Annotated in this window: 23 protein-coding genes; 7 read left to right on the top strand and 16 right to left on the bottom strand. The window is 64.4% G+C overall.

Going from position 1 to position 15,112, the window contains the following annotated elements; genetic code table 11:
* Window positions 1-32 precede the first annotated feature (32 nt).
* Window positions 33-1,406 (top strand): GNVR domain-containing protein, encoded by a 1,374-nt coding sequence (locus SOM18_RS01865; protein WP_192008819.1) that lies wholly within the window; start codon window positions 33-35, stop codon window positions 1,404-1,406.
* Complete coding sequence (locus tag SOM18_RS01860) at window positions 1,403-2,290, top strand: CpsD/CapB family tyrosine-protein kinase (RefSeq protein WP_192008817.1); 888 nt, start codon at window positions 1,403-1,405, stop codon at window positions 2,288-2,290. The genes SOM18_RS01865 and SOM18_RS01860 overlap by 4 nt, the downstream gene beginning before the upstream one ends.
* A 254-nt stretch (window positions 2,291-2,544) precedes the next feature.
* Here the strand turns inward: SOM18_RS01860 and SOM18_RS01855 are convergent, their stop codons facing one another.
* The 4 genes from SOM18_RS01855 to SOM18_RS01840 all read right to left on the bottom strand — a co-directional run bounded on the left by SOM18_RS01855 (window position 2,545) and on the right by SOM18_RS01840 (window position 3,831).
* Entirely contained in the window at window positions 2,545-2,721 is a 177-nt protein-coding gene (locus SOM18_RS01855) for a hypothetical protein (RefSeq protein ID WP_192008815.1), read from the bottom strand.
* The gene (locus tag SOM18_RS01850; RefSeq protein WP_192008813.1) at window positions 2,721-2,933 is read right to left on the bottom strand and encodes a hypothetical protein; all 213 of its coding nucleotides are present in this window, start codon (window positions 2,931-2,933) and stop codon (window positions 2,721-2,723) included. The genes SOM18_RS01855 and SOM18_RS01850 overlap by 1 nt, the downstream gene beginning before the upstream one ends.
* A gap of 148 nt (window positions 2,934-3,081) precedes the next feature.
* On the bottom strand, window positions 3,082-3,312 hold the full coding sequence (locus tag SOM18_RS01845) for a hypothetical protein (protein ID WP_192070265.1): 231 nt from the start codon (window positions 3,310-3,312) through the stop codon (window positions 3,082-3,084).
* A gap of 309 nt (window positions 3,313-3,621) precedes the next feature.
* Window positions 3,622-3,831: a hypothetical protein gene (locus tag SOM18_RS01840; protein WP_192138979.1), complete on the bottom strand. Its 210-nt coding sequence runs from the start codon at window positions 3,829-3,831 to the stop codon at window positions 3,622-3,624.
* 396 nt (window positions 3,832-4,227) lie between these two features.
* On the opposite strand from SOM18_RS01840, the gene SOM18_RS01835 reads away from it, so the two are divergent.
* Window positions 4,228-4,896 (top strand): Crp/Fnr family transcriptional regulator, encoded by a 669-nt coding sequence (locus tag SOM18_RS01835; RefSeq protein ID WP_244654694.1) that lies wholly within the window; start codon window positions 4,228-4,230, stop codon window positions 4,894-4,896.
* A gap of 232 nt (window positions 4,897-5,128) precedes the next feature.
* On the opposite strand, the gene SOM18_RS01830 is transcribed toward SOM18_RS01835, so the two are convergent.
* From SOM18_RS01830 to SOM18_RS01790, 9 genes are all read right to left on the bottom strand, one after another.
* The gene (locus SOM18_RS01830) at window positions 5,129-5,563 is read right to left on the bottom strand and encodes a hypothetical protein (RefSeq protein WP_320481195.1); all 435 of its coding nucleotides are present in this window, start codon (window positions 5,561-5,563) and stop codon (window positions 5,129-5,131) included.
* Window positions 5,564-5,760: 197 nt separating this feature from the next.
* Window positions 5,761-5,994: a hypothetical protein gene (locus tag SOM18_RS01825; RefSeq protein WP_320481194.1), complete on the bottom strand. Its 234-nt coding sequence runs from the start codon at window positions 5,992-5,994 to the stop codon at window positions 5,761-5,763.
* Window positions 5,995-6,169: 175 nt separating this feature from the next.
* Window positions 6,170-6,361, bottom strand: coding sequence for a hypothetical protein (locus tag SOM18_RS01820; protein ID WP_320481193.1), 192 nt, complete (start codon window positions 6,359-6,361; stop codon window positions 6,170-6,172).
* 24 nt (window positions 6,362-6,385) lie between these two features.
* Window positions 6,386-6,847, bottom strand: a complete 462-nt coding sequence (locus SOM18_RS01815) for a hypothetical protein (RefSeq protein ID WP_320481192.1) — start codon at window positions 6,845-6,847, stop codon at window positions 6,386-6,388.
* Window positions 6,834-7,154 (bottom strand): hypothetical protein, encoded by a 321-nt coding sequence (locus SOM18_RS01810; RefSeq protein WP_320481191.1) that lies wholly within the window; start codon window positions 7,152-7,154, stop codon window positions 6,834-6,836. Before SOM18_RS01810 ends, SOM18_RS01815 begins: the two co-directional genes overlap by 14 nt.
* Window positions 7,155-7,194: 40 nt before the next feature.
* Window positions 7,195-7,725 (bottom strand): XF1762 family protein, encoded by a 531-nt coding sequence (locus tag SOM18_RS01805; protein WP_320481190.1) that lies wholly within the window; start codon window positions 7,723-7,725, stop codon window positions 7,195-7,197.
* On the bottom strand, window positions 7,662-7,868 hold the full coding sequence (locus SOM18_RS01800; protein WP_320481328.1) for a hypothetical protein: 207 nt from the start codon (window positions 7,866-7,868) through the stop codon (window positions 7,662-7,664). The genes SOM18_RS01805 and SOM18_RS01800 overlap by 64 nt, the downstream gene beginning before the upstream one ends.
* Window positions 7,865-8,179 (bottom strand): hypothetical protein, encoded by a 315-nt coding sequence (locus tag SOM18_RS01795; protein ID WP_320481189.1) that lies wholly within the window; start codon window positions 8,177-8,179, stop codon window positions 7,865-7,867. The genes SOM18_RS01800 and SOM18_RS01795 overlap by 4 nt, the downstream gene beginning before the upstream one ends.
* The gene (locus SOM18_RS01790) at window positions 8,176-8,586 is read right to left on the bottom strand and encodes a hypothetical protein (protein ID WP_320481188.1); all 411 of its coding nucleotides are present in this window, start codon (window positions 8,584-8,586) and stop codon (window positions 8,176-8,178) included. Before SOM18_RS01790 ends, SOM18_RS01795 begins: the two co-directional genes overlap by 4 nt.
* Window positions 8,587-8,747: 161 nt before the next feature.
* Between SOM18_RS01790 and SOM18_RS01785 the strand changes: the two genes are divergently transcribed.
* Genes SOM18_RS01785 through SOM18_RS01770 form a run of 4 tightly spaced genes read left to right on the top strand, consistent with a single transcriptional unit; the run spans window position 8,748 to window position 12,589 of the window.
* Entirely contained in the window at window positions 8,748-8,963 is a 216-nt protein-coding gene (locus tag SOM18_RS01785) for a hypothetical protein (RefSeq protein ID WP_031441137.1), read from the top strand.
* A gap of 22 nt (window positions 8,964-8,985) precedes the next feature.
* On the top strand, window positions 8,986-9,930 hold the full coding sequence (cysD, locus tag SOM18_RS01780) for a sulfate adenylyltransferase subunit CysD (RefSeq protein ID WP_198526928.1): 945 nt from the start codon (window positions 8,986-8,988) through the stop codon (window positions 9,928-9,930).
* Window positions 9,930-11,843 (top strand): sulfate adenylyltransferase subunit CysN, encoded by a 1,914-nt coding sequence (gene cysN / locus SOM18_RS01775; protein ID WP_031441135.1) that lies wholly within the window; start codon window positions 9,930-9,932, stop codon window positions 11,841-11,843. Before cysD ends, cysN begins: the two co-directional genes overlap by 1 nt.
* Window positions 11,840-12,589: a 3'(2'),5'-bisphosphate nucleotidase CysQ gene (locus tag SOM18_RS01770; RefSeq protein WP_042467347.1), complete on the top strand. Its 750-nt coding sequence runs from the start codon at window positions 11,840-11,842 to the stop codon at window positions 12,587-12,589. The genes cysN and SOM18_RS01770 overlap by 4 nt, the downstream gene beginning before the upstream one ends.
* On the opposite strand, the gene SOM18_RS01765 is transcribed toward SOM18_RS01770, so the two are convergent.
* The 3 genes from SOM18_RS01765 to SOM18_RS01755 all read right to left on the bottom strand — a co-directional run bounded on the left by SOM18_RS01765 (window position 12,586) and on the right by SOM18_RS01755 (window position 15,070).
* Complete coding sequence (locus SOM18_RS01765) at window positions 12,586-13,353, bottom strand: Crp/Fnr family transcriptional regulator (protein WP_320481187.1); 768 nt, start codon at window positions 13,351-13,353, stop codon at window positions 12,586-12,588. The genes SOM18_RS01770 and SOM18_RS01765 overlap by 4 nt on opposite strands.
* A gap of 144 nt (window positions 13,354-13,497) precedes the next feature.
* Window positions 13,498-13,884, bottom strand: a complete 387-nt coding sequence (locus SOM18_RS01760) for a ribonuclease HI family protein (RefSeq protein WP_031441132.1) — start codon at window positions 13,882-13,884, stop codon at window positions 13,498-13,500.
* Entirely contained in the window at window positions 13,865-15,070 is a 1,206-nt protein-coding gene (locus SOM18_RS01755; RefSeq protein WP_320481186.1) for a YihY/virulence factor BrkB family protein, read from the bottom strand. The genes SOM18_RS01760 and SOM18_RS01755 overlap by 20 nt, the downstream gene beginning before the upstream one ends.
* Between the last annotated feature and the right edge of the window lie 42 nt (window positions 15,071-15,112).

The raw sequence follows: 15,112 nt of genomic DNA, 5'->3' as shown, positions 1-15,112 counted from the left end.
GGCCCGGCTTGGCGCACCGCAGGAGAGCAACCTTGCTAATACCCGCTGATCTGATCGCGTCGCTCAAGGCGCGCTGGCGTATCGAGCTGGCTATCATTCTGATGATCGTCGTGCTGGTCGCACTCTGGACGGCCGTCACGCCCAAGACCTATGTCGCGCAATCCTCGCTGCTGTTCGACGGTGGCCCGGCCCAGTCGGTCACCGACGAGGCGGCGCCGCAGGATGGCGTGGCCGCGCTCGTCGCGACCCAGGCCGACGTCCTGCAGAGCGAGGCGATCGCCGCCGCGGTCGTCCGCGATCTGAAGCTTGCCGCCAACCCGCAGGTCGCTGACCAGTGGCGTGCACGCACCGGTGGCACCGGCGACGTCAACGCTTGGTATGGTCGCCAGCTGCTCGGCGGGCTCGAAGTCATACCCGGCCGGACGTCGCGCGTGCTTGCGATCCGCTTCAAGTCGGCCGATCCGCAATTCTCGGCACAGGTCGCCAATGGCTTTGCCACCAGCTACCTAGAGGCGCGGCTGCAGCTGCAGACCGATCCCGCCCGCACCTATTCGCGCTGGTTCGAGGATCGCACGCGCGAGGTCCGCACCGCGCTCGAGCAGGCTCAGGGCCGACTGACCGCGTTCCAGCGTCGCACCGGGATCGTCGACACGACGAACAACAACACCGACGCCGCCCGCCTGACCGAACTGTCCGGCCAGCTGACCGCAGCCGAAGCGGCGGCGGCGGATGCTGGCGCACGCGCTGGCGGCGGCAGCACCGGGCTCGACGTGCAAACGTCCGGTGTCGTCCAGGGGCTGCGCACGCAGATCTCGGCCAAGACGGCCGAAGTGGCGCAGCTGAGCGCTGATCTCGGCCCGAACCACCCGCAGCGGCAGGCTGCCGAGGCGGAGCTGTCGGCGCTACGCCGGCGGCTGGCGGTTGAGACGGGGACAAACACCAATGCGGTACGCGTCGCCAGCGGCGCGGCGAGCAGCAAGGAAAGCCAGATGCGCGCCCTGCTCAACCAGCAGCGCGGCAAGATGCTGGCGCTGGCGGGCGACCGGGCCGATCTCAACGTGCTCCAGCGCGACGTCGATTCGGCACGCGCGGCCTATGATACCGTGACCCAGCGTCTCGGCACGATGCGGCTGCAGAGCGAGGCGCCGTCGACCAACGTCGTCCAGCTCGACGTCGCGCAGCCGCCGATGCTCCCCTCCTCGCCCAACGTACCGATGCGGTTGGCGCTCGGCCTAGTGCTGGGCGGGATGCTGGCGGCGGGGACGGCGCTGGCACTCGAACTGTGGCGGCCGCGGGTGCGGACGTCGAGCGGCGCAGCGACCGCCATGGGTGTGCCCGTGCTGGGCTCGGTATCGTTTTCGCAGTCGCGCGTCGCGTCGCTGCTGGGTGGAAGGCAGACGTCATGAGGCTTCGTTCGAGCGAAACGGCAAATGTCGTTCGGCCCGCGGTCGCGCCGGGCGCCGAAGCGCCCAGCCAGCGGCAGCTTCTGGGCAAATTGCTGTCACTGTCGCCCGAGGCGCATCGCCAGATCGAGCATCACCAGGCTGAAACCGGGCTGTTGTTCGGCGAGGCGGCGGTTGAGCTCGGCTTTGCGACCGACGAGCAGGTGCGCCGCGCGATCGAGCTGCAGCAGGGCTTCACGGTTCTTGCCGAGGGCGATGAGCGCGTCGATCCGCTCGTCGTCGCAGCATTCGCGCCCGACGATCCCATCGCGGTCACCGCGCGCGACATTCGCGCGATCGTGACGCGCGACGTCCGTCCCGACGGCTCCCCGCTTCAGGGGATAGCGATGATCGGGATCGACGACGAGACGCTGCACACCACCGTGCTCACCGCCAATCTGGCGGTCGCGTGCGCCCAGGCCGGCTATTCGACGCTGCTGGTCGATGGCGGCATCGGCGCACCGCGTCAGCACGGGCTCTTCCGCCTGCCCAACCGGACCGGCCTGTCGACGCTGTTGTCGTCGGGCGGTCGCGTCGAGGCGATTGCCCAGACCACCGCGATCCCCGGCCTGTCGCTGCTGTCGGCGGGTCCTAGCGTCCCCAACGCGTCCGAGCTCTTCGATCGCCAGCGGCTTGCCAACACGCTCGATCCGCTGCGCGATCATTATGGGCTGGTGATCTTCGATGCCGGCCCCGCCAGCGCGACACAGCTCGAGGCGTGTTTCGGACTCGACGCGGCGATCATCGTTGCGCGCCGCAACCGGTCGGACGCTCGCGCGCTGCGCAACGCCGCGGCCGTGCTGCAGGAGCATGCCACCCCCGTTCTCGGCTCGATCCTGATCGATTGAGCATGGTGGGCATGATGGAGATTCGGCGAATCGGCCACATCGATGCCGCGCCGCGGTGCAGCAGCCCCGGCCGCGCAGTCTTCGGGCGCTTGCCGCACTACCCGCCCCGGAAGAACCGGGTCATCGACGGCACAGCCTCGGTCCCCGCATAGCCGTCGTCGTTGACCTCCTTATGCCGTCCACAGCCACAGATCAGATCTATCGTCCGGATATCGAGGGATTGCATTTTTCTTAGGTCTAAGGGGCTGGATCAGTCATTGCGGCTCGCCATCGTTGATTGCATCTACAGCCGCCGCAATGCGCGCCCAATCGGAGTGGTGGGGATCATCGCCCATTACGTCGAGCAGCGTGGCGACAATAGGTGCAGATTCCAATGTGCCGTGCGTCTGTACGACCGCCCATGCTTTCAGCCATACCTCTCGATCGCTCATCACCCGGTCGACGGAAAGTCAGCGAGGAAGCCTAAAATTGCGTCGAGGTCAGTGGTCGTCAGCTTGCTGCCTGCGTCGATCATGTCGCCGTCTTCCCGCGACATACGGAACTCGCGCAATCGGGCAGCTGCCTCGGTGAGGTCTGGTGGTTCTCGGCTAGGATCATACGCCGAACGCTCTGGATCGTTCGCGGGATCGTTCTGGAACGTCATGCCTTAATCTCCTGACGCCACAGCCTATGCGCGGCCGACCGATTCGGGCAAACTAGCCGCCGCACGGCAGGCGCGGCCGGCGCAGCGACCGGTGTACGATCCCCACGCGTTCTATCCTGACGAGGAAGGACCCGAGTGGGGAGCGTGATCAGCCAAACATATCCCGCTGGACCTCGTAGTCGGAGATGCGGAATCGCCGGCTGATGAACTCAATAAGCTGTTGACCTGCTTCGGTCGGAGCCAATTTGTAACCTTTGCAGACTTCACAATGAAAGCTCGCCCTCATTTGACCAGGTTGGGCTGGCGATGAATTTCCCGTTCCTCCGCACGCTCTGCAGGGTTCCTCAAGGTCCGGTAGACGATCGTTCTGGATGCTCATGTCGGAGGTCCTATCTAGCGCCATTGGATCCTCGAAAGTGAGGAACTGCCGCACAACGACAGCATCGACTGATCCGCTCTCCGGTTCAAGGACAGGGCTTTTTGGCAATGCTATCATGCCGGCTATTTGGCCGGGTTGCGCCCAGAGCCTACGCAGCTTCGATTAAACAAAATTGGTTTGGCATATCGGGACAGTTGCTCTACCCCATTCCTTGCCTGCTGACGGAATTCTGTCGGCATCGGCATCACCCCTTACCTTGGGCGGCTCAGGCTGCCCTTTTTTTGTGCGCTAGCTATGTGAGCGCCCGTTCTAGCCGAACGAGCATGGGTCGGAGTGGGGTGCCTGACCGATCGCTGCCCGCTGTTGCTGCCGAGCCAAGGTGCATCCGGCAAGCAGCTGATCGGACAGCGCTGACGCCGCTTCAATGTCGAGTGTGACAGCGAGGCCAGGGCCGTCGATCAGCACCAGCCCCTCATTGGCCGAGACGCATAAAACTTCAGCTCGCAAGGTGATCAGCATGCCGATTCTCCCACCGGCAATCAGCGGCCAGTGGCTGCGGATCGTTCCAAGCATTGATCCACGGCAGCACGAAATTAAATGAACTTGTCGAGTGCGGCTCTCTCGAGAAGGAGGGCCCCGATCGAGAACGGCAAGCCCCTCGCGCATATACCGATCGGCCGTGGCTAACGTATGCCCACCGCCAAACGCTGGAACGAGTTACCTCCCGCAAGACCGTTTAGGTTGATGTTTGTTAGGGCCTTATAGCTTGCCCGCCTCAACCTGCGTCAATTTCACAATATCAATCAATGTGCTTTTTAACCACGTCAAGACGGGCGTTTGAGCGTTGATCCAGTGATTTCACATAAATTCCTCATGGGGCGCGGACGCGACCAGCTTTCGATCGAGGAAATAAGAATGATCGAAAGTAAAATTGCCAACGTAATCGAGGTTCCAGCGCGAGAGCCGTTAGCATGCCGTGGGGAAGAGGTCGTCAAAAGCACACTGCTTCTAGAAGGCTTTGCATGCAGATATAAAAACGACCAGACCGGTGCGCGCCAAGCGGTCGGAATACATGTACCTGGCGACTTTGTTGATCTCCACGCGTTGCCATTGAAGCAACTTGATCATGACATCGTAACTATTAGTGAGGTTAAGGTTGCCACATTTGACCGTCAAGACTTGACGGATATAACACAAAAATCGCCGCGCCTCGCAAATGCTTTTTGGTTTAGCACTTTGTTAGACGCCGCAATACATCGGAAATGGATATTTTCGCACGGACGACATCGTGCAGAAGCACGGATTGCAAACTTTTTATGCGAGATATACGTGCGCCTCGACATGGTCGGCCTGGTCACGGATAACGCGTTTCACTTTCCATTGACCCAGCCTGACATTGGCGAGGTGACAGGGCTTACAGGCGTTCACGTTAATCGTGTACTGCGATGGCTCCGTAATCGAGGCCTCTTTGTAGTAGACAAACGCCGTATCCAAATCCTTGACTATGACGGACTTGCTAGGCTTGGGGAATTTGACCCGGACTACCTGTTTCATTCGTTTGCCAGACCAGAGCATGCTCCTTAAACGGAGGAAAGGTTGAGCGGACGCGATGCCGTCTTTCAGGCGATGCACGGGAGCGGCGCTTACATCCAGATACGGTTCGGAGGCGGGGGTGCCTACCATGCCCGACCCGGTTCCCGATGTTCTGAAACGCCCGCCTCCCCGCCAGGCGCGGCCGGCGCAGCGACCGGTTTACGATCCCCACGCGTTCTATCCTGATGAGGAAGGGCCGGAGTTCGGCGCGTAAGGGTAGATCTCAGGCAACGGTTCTGGTGGCCTCGGCGCGGTGGTTTGCTATAGCCCGATCGCCTTTATCGCTCGCCCGTTGTAAGCCATCCGATGCTACTGACGAGTGCATTGTAGGGAGGTGAAGCGGGACCTGGAACTGGACGCGACTTGCTGAGCTCGACTTATTTGACGCGGTATCTTTACCGTCTATCGCGGCGTTGATCACGTAAACCCGTACATTTCCCTTGCCGCTGGTCTCTGCTGTCTCCTCCTGCGCGCTCGTAACCGCCACGTCGAAGGAAACGCTTTTATAGTTCGGATTTGGCCTATCTGCCTCGTCGGCTGGTCGATCAAGTAGAGCCACGGCCGCTGTAGGATGATGCTGGGCAATTCGCTTTTGAGCCTCGGCGACGCCTTCGACTATTCCCACGAGAGTTTCGGTAACGAATGTTTTCAGATCCATGAACAATTCCTAACTTGAATCGTGATCGCAGATGGCACCGTCTGCTTTGCATTTGCATGTTTGCAGAGCGCCACTGCGAATCGCCTTGAAAGAGCAAGCTATGTCTTGCGACCGGATGGGTCCAGAGGCGCACCGAGCGGTTTCAATTTGCCCAGTACCGACCATTTGGTCGAGGTAGGTCGAGCGCTTTCGGCTGCTCATCCGTCCTTCTCATCGAGAGCGGCTTGGATAGCAGCGCGAACGACGGGATCGGCGAAGCTGTCCTGTAGCGCGGTGAGGGCGGCTCGGGCAACAAGGCCCATGTCTACTTCGCCCTGATCAAGCCATGCCAGCTTTAGCCCGTTCTCGAGCTTCCACGCCGGTGCATCATAGCCATCTTGCCGGCCGAGCTCGTCGGTGACAGCCCGCGCTACCTTCTCCACAACGGTCATACATCGGATCCTTTCGAGAGAGCGGGAGCAAGGCTGGACAGATCAATCTGCAATGGAGGATCAACCGGGTCGCACCCTTCACGCTTCGGCAAAATATCAGAATTTCCGATAGTTTCCGCGCCGACAGTCCCCTCCCCGACCATCTGGTCGAGGTGAGCCCAGCGCTTCCGGCCGCTCATTTGCGATACCGGTTGACGGCGACGATAAGCGGCAGTCCTATCCACAGCGCCGCGGAGCCGAAGGTGGTCCATCCAGCATGGGGTTCGACCGCTGTTACGCCCCCGCTCACCACAGTCGCGGCGAACAGGACACCGACAGCAGCGAACCCCGATTTTGCGGCCTCGAAGACTTTGCTCTTCTCAGCCACGGGCGTTCTCCAGATTGGGGATGGTCACTGCGGCGCGCCAAGCATCAGGGGACGAACGGCGCCGGTCTGATATTCGACAGCCAGATCCTCGGCGATGCGCTCGTAAACAGTCGCCCCGCTTGAGGTGACGACGTTCGCGAGGAAGGCCTGCTCGAACGTCTCGACGCCGCTCTCGACGCTCTCGAACTTCGCTTTGATCACGAGAAGCATGGCGCGCATCCGCTGCCGGCGGTGCTGCTCCCAGTGGTCGCGCCGCTGCGCCGCGGTCCGCGTCGACCCGCGCCCGTCCAGCTGGAATCGCTTGTGCGTGACGGGATCGAAGTTGACGACGAACCTGACCTGCCGCGCGGCAGTCGAGAAGGCGATCACGTAGCGATCGTCGTCGTCCAGCTGCGCGATCTGCGAGCCTGCATTGCGGCGCACCAGCGTGACGATCTCAGCGACCGACTTCTCGACGCTGACCTTGGTAGCTTCAGCGTATGCCATGCGCGTCCTCCAGACTGAGGGTGTCGGGCGTCTCTTTCATCCGGATCGAGAAGCGCAGCGTGGTGATGTCGTAACCCCGCGCCTCGAGCTCTTCGATCAGGGAAGGTCGCTGCTCGAGCGCCATCGACGGGAAGGCGTAGCCATGCCGCTTGTCCTCGAGCGCGGATCCCAACACCCGAGCGTCCGGCTTTTGCGCGCCCCCGCCGCCCCAGACATAGACGAGGCTCGGCGAGCAGTGCCGGTCCTCCCTGCCATAGCCGGCCTTCAACTCGCCCGGCTTGGCCGTCAGCGTCCTGTAACGCTTCATGCTGTCGCGCTCCTGTATCGGGGATTGAGGGTGTCGATGATCATGCGGCGAGCTCCACGGCGGCAGGCCAATCGCCCCAGCCATAGGCGGCCTTGTCCTCGGTCGGGTGCTTGTCCGTTCGCGGACGCGATGGCGTGTCCCAGCTGCGGCCGGGGACGCGCCAGAGGAGCCGCCAGCCCGCCGCGCGCAGCGACGCACCCGTCTCGCTCGCAAGGATGTACGTCAGGCCCCATCGATATCCCTTGGCGACCGCCGCGCGCCGCGCCGCGCCGTAGAGCATCGAACAGCCATTCGGCTCCCCGTCGGTGCATAGGCGGGTGACCTCCATCGTCAGACCATCCTGCAGCGCGCGGGCGACCGGCCGACCGACGACGGCGATGCCGACCAGCGCACCAGCCTCCCCCGCCAGGCCATGTAGCCAGAGGAAGCCGGATACCCAACCGTGGTGCCGGTGATGATCCAGGACGAAACGCCGCGCCTCGATGCGCTGGACGGGCCGCAGCGCGATTATGCGGCGCGGCCTTGCGCGGCGCGCGCGGCGGCATCGTGGCGGGCGTCGACACGCTCGCATAGGTTGGCGAACCAAAGGGCCCCGGCGCTCTCAGCCCAGAATGATGCGCGGCCACCGAACTGCCCGATCCAGCGCCACCGCCAGCGCGTGCGCTCTTGGACGCCCCATCGCTTGCCCCGCCGGCGGACTCTGAACTCGCTCATGCCCCGACCCTCCCGCGCAGGCGGCGCGCGCGGCGCTTCGACAGCGGCTTCGGCGTGTCGATAAACTCGATCTGGCGGTGGGTTAGGCGGCCGGGGGTGTAGGTGTTCGGTGCTCCGGACTTCGGCCAGGCGCCGACGAGCATGTCCAGAACATCGAGCCTATCGAGCAGATCCTCGTCGCGACGCCGGCGCTCGTGTTGATCATCGAGATTGACGACGACGACGCCGGCGGCGGCCAGCGAGACGATCAGCGCCGTTGAAATGCCGAAGCCATGCGCGCCGGTGATCGCGATGCGGTCGGGGCCGGTCATGCTGCGGTGTCCTTCACGTAGGAGGTGCCGAGCCATTCCCGAAACGTCAGGCTGCAGTCGGCGTCGAGGTATCGCTGATAGCGTTGCTGCGACCGCGTAAGTTTTGGCGGCGCGGGGCTATGCTCGACGACGAAGGCGCGGCCGGCATCGGTGACACGAAAGAAGTCGTCGCCACCGAACTGAAGGGTCGCGCCGTCCCAGTGCTTCATCAGGCCGCGCTCGGTCATCGCCATGCAGGCCGGATGATCGTCGCTGCCCAAGCCGGTGACGAAGTGGGAGCGATATTGCTCGCCGCGGCCGAACTGATCGACGCCGAGCGCGTGCTGGAGGATGTGCAGATCCTGGCCGGCCGAGGGCTCGGGGACGGCGATCAAATTAATTGGAATGACGCTCAGACGGTTTTCCATTTCGCACCCTTTCTCTCGGTGGAAACAGCGGAGGTTTTCTGGTATTCTCGCGTCAGAACCGCAGAATTCTGCCGTGTCGGGTTAATTGACAATTAACCAACCCCGACCCTGCGCAAACGGCGCAATTCCGCGCTTGGCACGACCGTTGCTAGGTTGCGGCAATGTGGAAACGTTTCTGCCGCCTGTTCGTGATCAAGACCAAGTTCGAGGCGTATCTCGTTATCTACGGGCTCGGTCTCGGGGCGGTCGAACGTGGCAGCCATTATCTGGAGCAGTATCCGGGCTATGGCGGCTGGCTGCTCGCGGCGGCCTGTTCGACCGCGGTATTCATGGCGGGCGGGCGGCTGATCGACTCGGTCGACCAGTCGCGCGACTGATCGCGCTTTCGCGGCCAACAGTATAAGTTCGTCGCACACCGCGTCCGCGGGCCTATCTGGGAACGCAATGACCGGGCTCACACATCTGCAACGCCTCGAAGCCGAGAGCATCCACATCCTGCGCGAAGTCGTCGCCGAGGCCGAGCGCCCGGTGATGCTCTATTCGGTCGGCAAGGATTCCGCCGTAATGCTGCATCTGGCGAAGAAGGCGTTCTTCCCCGCGCGTCCGCCCTTCCCGCTGCTGCATGTCGACACGACGTGGAAATTCCGCGCGATGTACGATTTGCGCGATCGTGCGGCAGCGGAAGCCGGGATGGAGCTGATCGTCCACACCAATCCCGAGGCGAAAGCGCTCGGGATCAACCCGTTCGACCATGGCAGCCGCCACACCGACATGTGGAAGACCGACGGGCTGAAGCAGGCGCTGACTGCGGGCGGCTATGACGCGGCGTTCGGCGGCGCGCGGCGTGACGAGGAGAAGAGCCGCGCCAAGGAGCGAATCTTCAGCTTCCGCTCGGCGAGTCACGGCTGGGATCCGAAAGCGCAGCGCCCCGAGCTCTGGCGCCTGTACAATACGCGGATCGCCAAGGGCGAAAGCATCCGCGTCTTCCCGCTGTCCAACTGGACCGAGCTCGACATCTGGCAATATATCCTGGCCGAGGGGATCGAGATCGTCCCGCTCTACTTCGCCGCGCCGCGCCCGACCGTCGAGCGCGACGGGATGCTGCTGATGGTCGATGACGAGCGGTTCCGCTTTCGTGAAGGCGAAGTCGCGGTCGATCGGTCGATCCGCTTCCGGACGCTCGGCTGCTACCCGCTGACCGGCGCGGTCGAAAGCGAGGCGGCGACGCTGCCCGACGTCATCCAGGAGATGCTGCTGACGACGACCAGCGAGCGTCAGGGCCGCGCGATCGACCATGATCAGGCGGCGAGCATGGAGAAGAAGAAGCGCGAGGGGTATTTCTGATGTCCGCCTATACGCCCGAGGCGCTGATCGCGTCGGATATCGACGCCTATCTCGACACGCATGCGAACAAGTCGATGCTGCGCTTCATCACCTGCGGCTCGGTCGACGACGGCAAGTCGACGCTGATCGGCCGTTTGCTGTATGATTCCAAGACGATCTTCGAGGATCAGCTCGCAGCACTCGAGGCGGACAGCCGCCGGGTCGGCACGCAGGGCCAGAATATCGACTTTGCTCTGCTGGTCGACGGTCTTGCCGCAGAGCGGGAGCAAGGCATCACGATCGACGTCGCCTATCGCTTTTTCTCGACCGAAAAGCGCAAGTTCATCGTCGCGGACACGCCGGGGCACGAGCAATATACGCGCAACATGGTCACCGGCGCGTCGACCGCGGACCTTGCCGTCATCCTGATCGATGCGCGCAAGGGCGTGCTGACCCAGACCCGCCGTCACAGCTATCTGGCGCACCTTGTCGGCATCCGCGAGATCGTGCTCGCGGTGAACAAGATGGATCTGGTCGGCCATGACGAGGCGCGGTTCGACGCGATCGTCGAGGAGTATCGCGCCTTTGCCGCATCGATCGGTATCGACCGCTTCACCGCGATCCCGCTGTCGGGGCTGACCGGCGAGAATGTCGCGACCCAGGCCGCGACGATGCCCTGGTACACCGGTCTGCCGCTGCTCGCGCATCTCGAGACCGTGCCGATCGACGTCGACGCGCGCCAGGCGCAGCCGTTCAGGCTGCCCGTGCAATGGGTGAATCGTCCCGATCTCGACTTCCGCGGGTTTGCCGGCATGATCGCCAGCGGCACCGTGCGTCCCGGCGACAGCGTCCGCGTCGTCCCGTCGGGAAAGACGACGACCGTCGCCCGGATCGTCGCGCTCGGCGGTGACCTGACCGAGGCGGTCGCCGGCCAGTCCGTGACGATCGTGCTCGCCGACGAGGTCGATTGCTCGCGCGGCGACGTGATCGCCGCCGCCGATGCGCCGCCCGAGGCCGCCGACCAGTTCCTCGCGACCATCGTCTGGATGTCCGACACGCCGCTGGTACCGGGCCGCGGCTATCAGTTGAAGCTCGGCACGCAGGTCGTCGGGGCGACGGTCCAGCCGCCGCGTCACGTCGTCGACGTCAACACGCAGGCCGAATTGTCCGCCTCGACGCTCGCGCTTAACGATATCGGGGTCGCGGAGGTCTATGCCGACCGGGCGATCGTGTTCGAGCCCTATGCCGACGGTGCCGATCTCGGCGGCTTCATCCTGATCGACCGCGCGACCAACGCGACCGTCGCGGCGGGAATGATCGGATCGGCGCTCCGCCGTGCGCAGAACGTCCACTGGCAATCGATCGACGTCACGCGCGAGGCGCATGCCGCGCAAAAGGGTCAGTCACCCAGGATTCTCTGGTTCACCGGCCTGTCGGGCTCGGGCAAGTCGACGATCGCGAACCTGGTCGAGAAGAAGTTGTTCGCGCTCGGCCGGCACAGCTTCCTGCTCGACGGCGACAATATCCGTCACGGGCTCAACCGCGACCTCGACTTTACCGAGGCCGGCCGGATCGAGAATATCCGCCGGATCGGCGAGGTCGCACGGCTGATGGCGGATGCCGGGCTGATCGTGCTGACCGCGTTTATCTCGCCGTTCCGCGCGGAGCGGGACATGGTGCGTTCGATGGTCGCTCCGGGCGAGTTCGTCGAGATCTTCATCGACACGCCGCTCGCCTCGGCCGAGGCGCGCGACGTCAAGGGACTCTACGCCAAGGCACGCGCGGGCGAGATCGCCGACTTTACCGGTATATCGAGCCCGTATGAGGCGCCCCAGCGTCCCGACATCCGGATCGATACGACCCGCGAGAGCCCGGAGGCCGCGGCCGAGCGCATCGTCGAACATGTCATCGGCGTCTGGAGCTACGACCTGTGACGACCGACCTGACCGATGCCGGACTCGCGCGCTCGGTGGCGCTAGAGGCAGGCGCGCTTCTGCAGGAAATCCGGGCGCGAGGGACGATCGCGGGGGCGGCGATGGGGGCTGCGGGCGACCGCGAGGCCAATATGCTGATCATCGACCGGCTGCGCGCCGAACGCCCGGACGATTTCATCCTGTCCGAAGAATCGCTCGACGATCGCAGCCGCTGTGCGGCGCGGCGCGTCTGGATCGTCGACCCGCTCGACGGCACGCGCGAATATGCCGAGGGCCTCGACGACTGGGCGGTGCATATCGGCCTCGCGATCGATGGCGTCCCGCGCGTCGGTGCGGTCGCGGTGCCTGCGCGCGACGCGGTCTTCGCGACCGACGATCCGGCACGGCCCTGGGCACCCGCTGGCGAACCGCTTCGGATCGTCGTCAGCCGCTCGCGAGCGCCGGACATCGCACGTCGTGTCGGTGTCGCAATGGGGGCGACGCTGGTGCCGATGGGATCGGCGGGTGCCAAGGCGATGGCCGTCGTCGATGGCCGGGCCGACGCCTATCTGCATGACGGCGGTCAGTATGAATGGGACAATTGCGCCCCGGCTGCGGTTGCGATCGCCGCGGGGCTGCATGCGTCGCGGATCGACGGCAGCCCGCTGGTCTACAACTGCGTCGATCCGCTGCTCCCCGATCTCCTGATCTGCCGTCCCGAGCTGGCCGCGTCGATCCTCGCGGCCCTGGCCGCAGAGCGCGACTAGTCGGCCTTGGACCTCGCGTGGAGATAGCGGCTCGAAAAGTCCGCGACCTCGCGCAATGCGGTCCAGCTGGGAATGCTGATCCATCGTCTGGTGCGGACGATCAGCCCTTCGCTTTCGAGCAGCTTCATCGTCCGGTTGACATGGACCGCGGTCAGCCCGAGCGCATCACCGATCTGTTCCTGTGACATCGGCAGCTCATAGCCCCTGACCCCGTCGAGACCCTGAGCGTCGAGCCGCGCTGCGACTTCACACAGGAAATGCGCCAGCCGGGTCCGGGCGTCGCGCCGCCCGACGTTCAGCGCCCATTCGCGGAAGATCGATCCCTCGACCAGCGTGTTGACGAACAGCGCGTGACCGATCGCAGGATGCGACAAGGCGAGTTCCTGCAGCGCTGCGCGCGGAATGATCGCCACCTCGGCGCGCGTCAGCGTCTGGACGTTGTGGTCCGCGAGATCGAGAAACAGATGCTGGAGATCGAGCGGCTCGCCGGGAATGTGCAGCGACACGATCTGCCGCAACCCGTCGCCGGTGACCTTCTGGCGAAACGCATAGCCCGAGACTAGCACCGAGCAATGCTGGAGACTGTCGCCCTCGCGGACGAGATAGGCGGATGCATCGAACGTGCGGACATGGTGCGGCAGGGCCTGGATCGCCTCGCGATCACGTCGGTCAAGCGTCGCATGGGTCTCGAGCTTCCGGATCATCAGCGCGAGGGGCGATGTTGCAGTCTTTGCGGGGGTCGGGGACGATGGAGCGATGGCCAACGCAGTTCTCCAGTCGGTGTGACGGGAGCGCGCGCATCTCTCTGTCGTCGGCGGTCAGGAACGAGCCAGCGATGGTAGCGCTATAGCAGGCTGGCGCGCCACGACCAGCACTGTCAATCGGGGGTTGGTTAGAGGGCCTGCCGCTCAGCGCGGATGCAGGCGGGCCAGCGCAATCCCGGCAAGATTGTGGGACCGGCCGACATGGCGGATCTTCACCGTCTCGAACGTCGCGGCAAGCGCCTGAAAGGCGTCGCGGTGCGCGCGAAGCTCAGCCGATCGACAGCGCGCAGTACCACGCGCCTGCCCCACCACCAGCGCGGAGTCCCCGCGCAGATCGACCGAGACCGCGCCAAGCTCGCGGGCGACTCTCAGCGCATGGATCGCCGCCAGCCATTCCGCATCACTGTTGGTGCCGTGGCCGCAATCATCCAGGATATGGGTCATGCCGCGAACAACGACGCCGATCTCGATGCGCCCCGGGTTCGGACGACATCCGCCGTCGAAGAACAGCTTAAGCGGAACGCTGGGCATCGTCGTCACCCTCCGGGGAGGTCCGGCCCGCCCAGGCGAGCGCGCCGCCGACGACCAGCAGGATTATGCCTGCCTTGCCGGAACCTCGACGCAGTGCACCAAGCCCGCCAACCGCGAGGAGAACCGACGGCATCGGCGCGCGCGCGGCACGAGATGCCGCCGCGGTCTGCGCCGTTCGCACGCCACGCCGCGGCTCTGCTATCTCGGGTGTGTCTGATGGAGGGGGCGCCGTTACCGTAGCATCGGCGACGGCGGCACCGCGCGCACCGGCCGGACGTTCGGGCCCGGTGGTCGTATCGCGGGTGGTGCGATGCTCGAGTTCGGCGTTGAGCTCGGCCCCGAGGAGGAAGACATAGGCGGACAGCCACAGCCAGGTCAGCAACACGACCACCGCGCTCAGCGAGCCGTAGGTCGCGCCGTAATTCCCGAAATTTGCGACGTAGAAACCGAAGCCGATAGTCGCGGCGAGCCAGATCAGCGTCGCTGCAAGCGACCCCGGGGTCAGCCATGCCCATTTGGCATGCGCGCGGTTCGGCCCGTACCGGTACAAGCACGCCGCTGCGGTGACTGCGAGCATTGCCAGTACCGCATAGCTGGTAAGCCGCAGTAGCGTCAGGACGAAATCGGGAGCCCCCGGAATCATGCTGTCGAGCAGTGCGAAGGCCGCGGTCGACAGCGCGGCAGTCAGCGCCAGCACCACGGCGCCCGCGGTGATCGAGAATGCGAGGATATACAGCGCGAAGAACCCGCGGGTCTCGCGTTCCTCATAAGCGATGTTAAGCGCCGTGACGATCGACGATGCCCCCTTCGACGCACCATAGAGCGCAAGCGCGAGTGCTAGGATCAGTCCAAACCCCTTCTTGCCCTCCGACGTTCCGACCACGGTGGCGAGCTGGTCGCCGATGACCTTGGCCGCGTCCGCCGGCAGCACCTGGAACAGACCGCGGATATTCGCGACGACCGTCGCCGTGTCCGCGACCAGCCCGTAGATCAGCACGATCGAGGCGAGCAGCGGCACGATCGCCGCGAATGCGTAAAAGGCGGTGCCGGCGGCGATCAGCCCGATATTGTCGTCGCTGGCTTCCGCCCAGCTGCGTTTCAGCACCGACCACCAGGTGGCCATAGACATCGACCACGGGCTCGTCGCGTCGACGGGCGCGTCGCCGTTTGCCACTGCATTGCTCACTCAAAAATCCCCTTGGCCGCCCATCGCGCCGTCCCGATCCCT

Source organism: Sphingomonas sp. CFBP9019 (assembly GCF_034045155.1).
In the GTDB taxonomy this organism is placed as follows: Bacteria; Pseudomonadota; Alphaproteobacteria; order Sphingomonadales; family Sphingomonadaceae; genus Sphingomonas; species Sphingomonas aerolata.
Note: the sequence above shows the minus strand (reverse complement) of the source record. Positions and strands in the feature narration are given on the sequence as shown.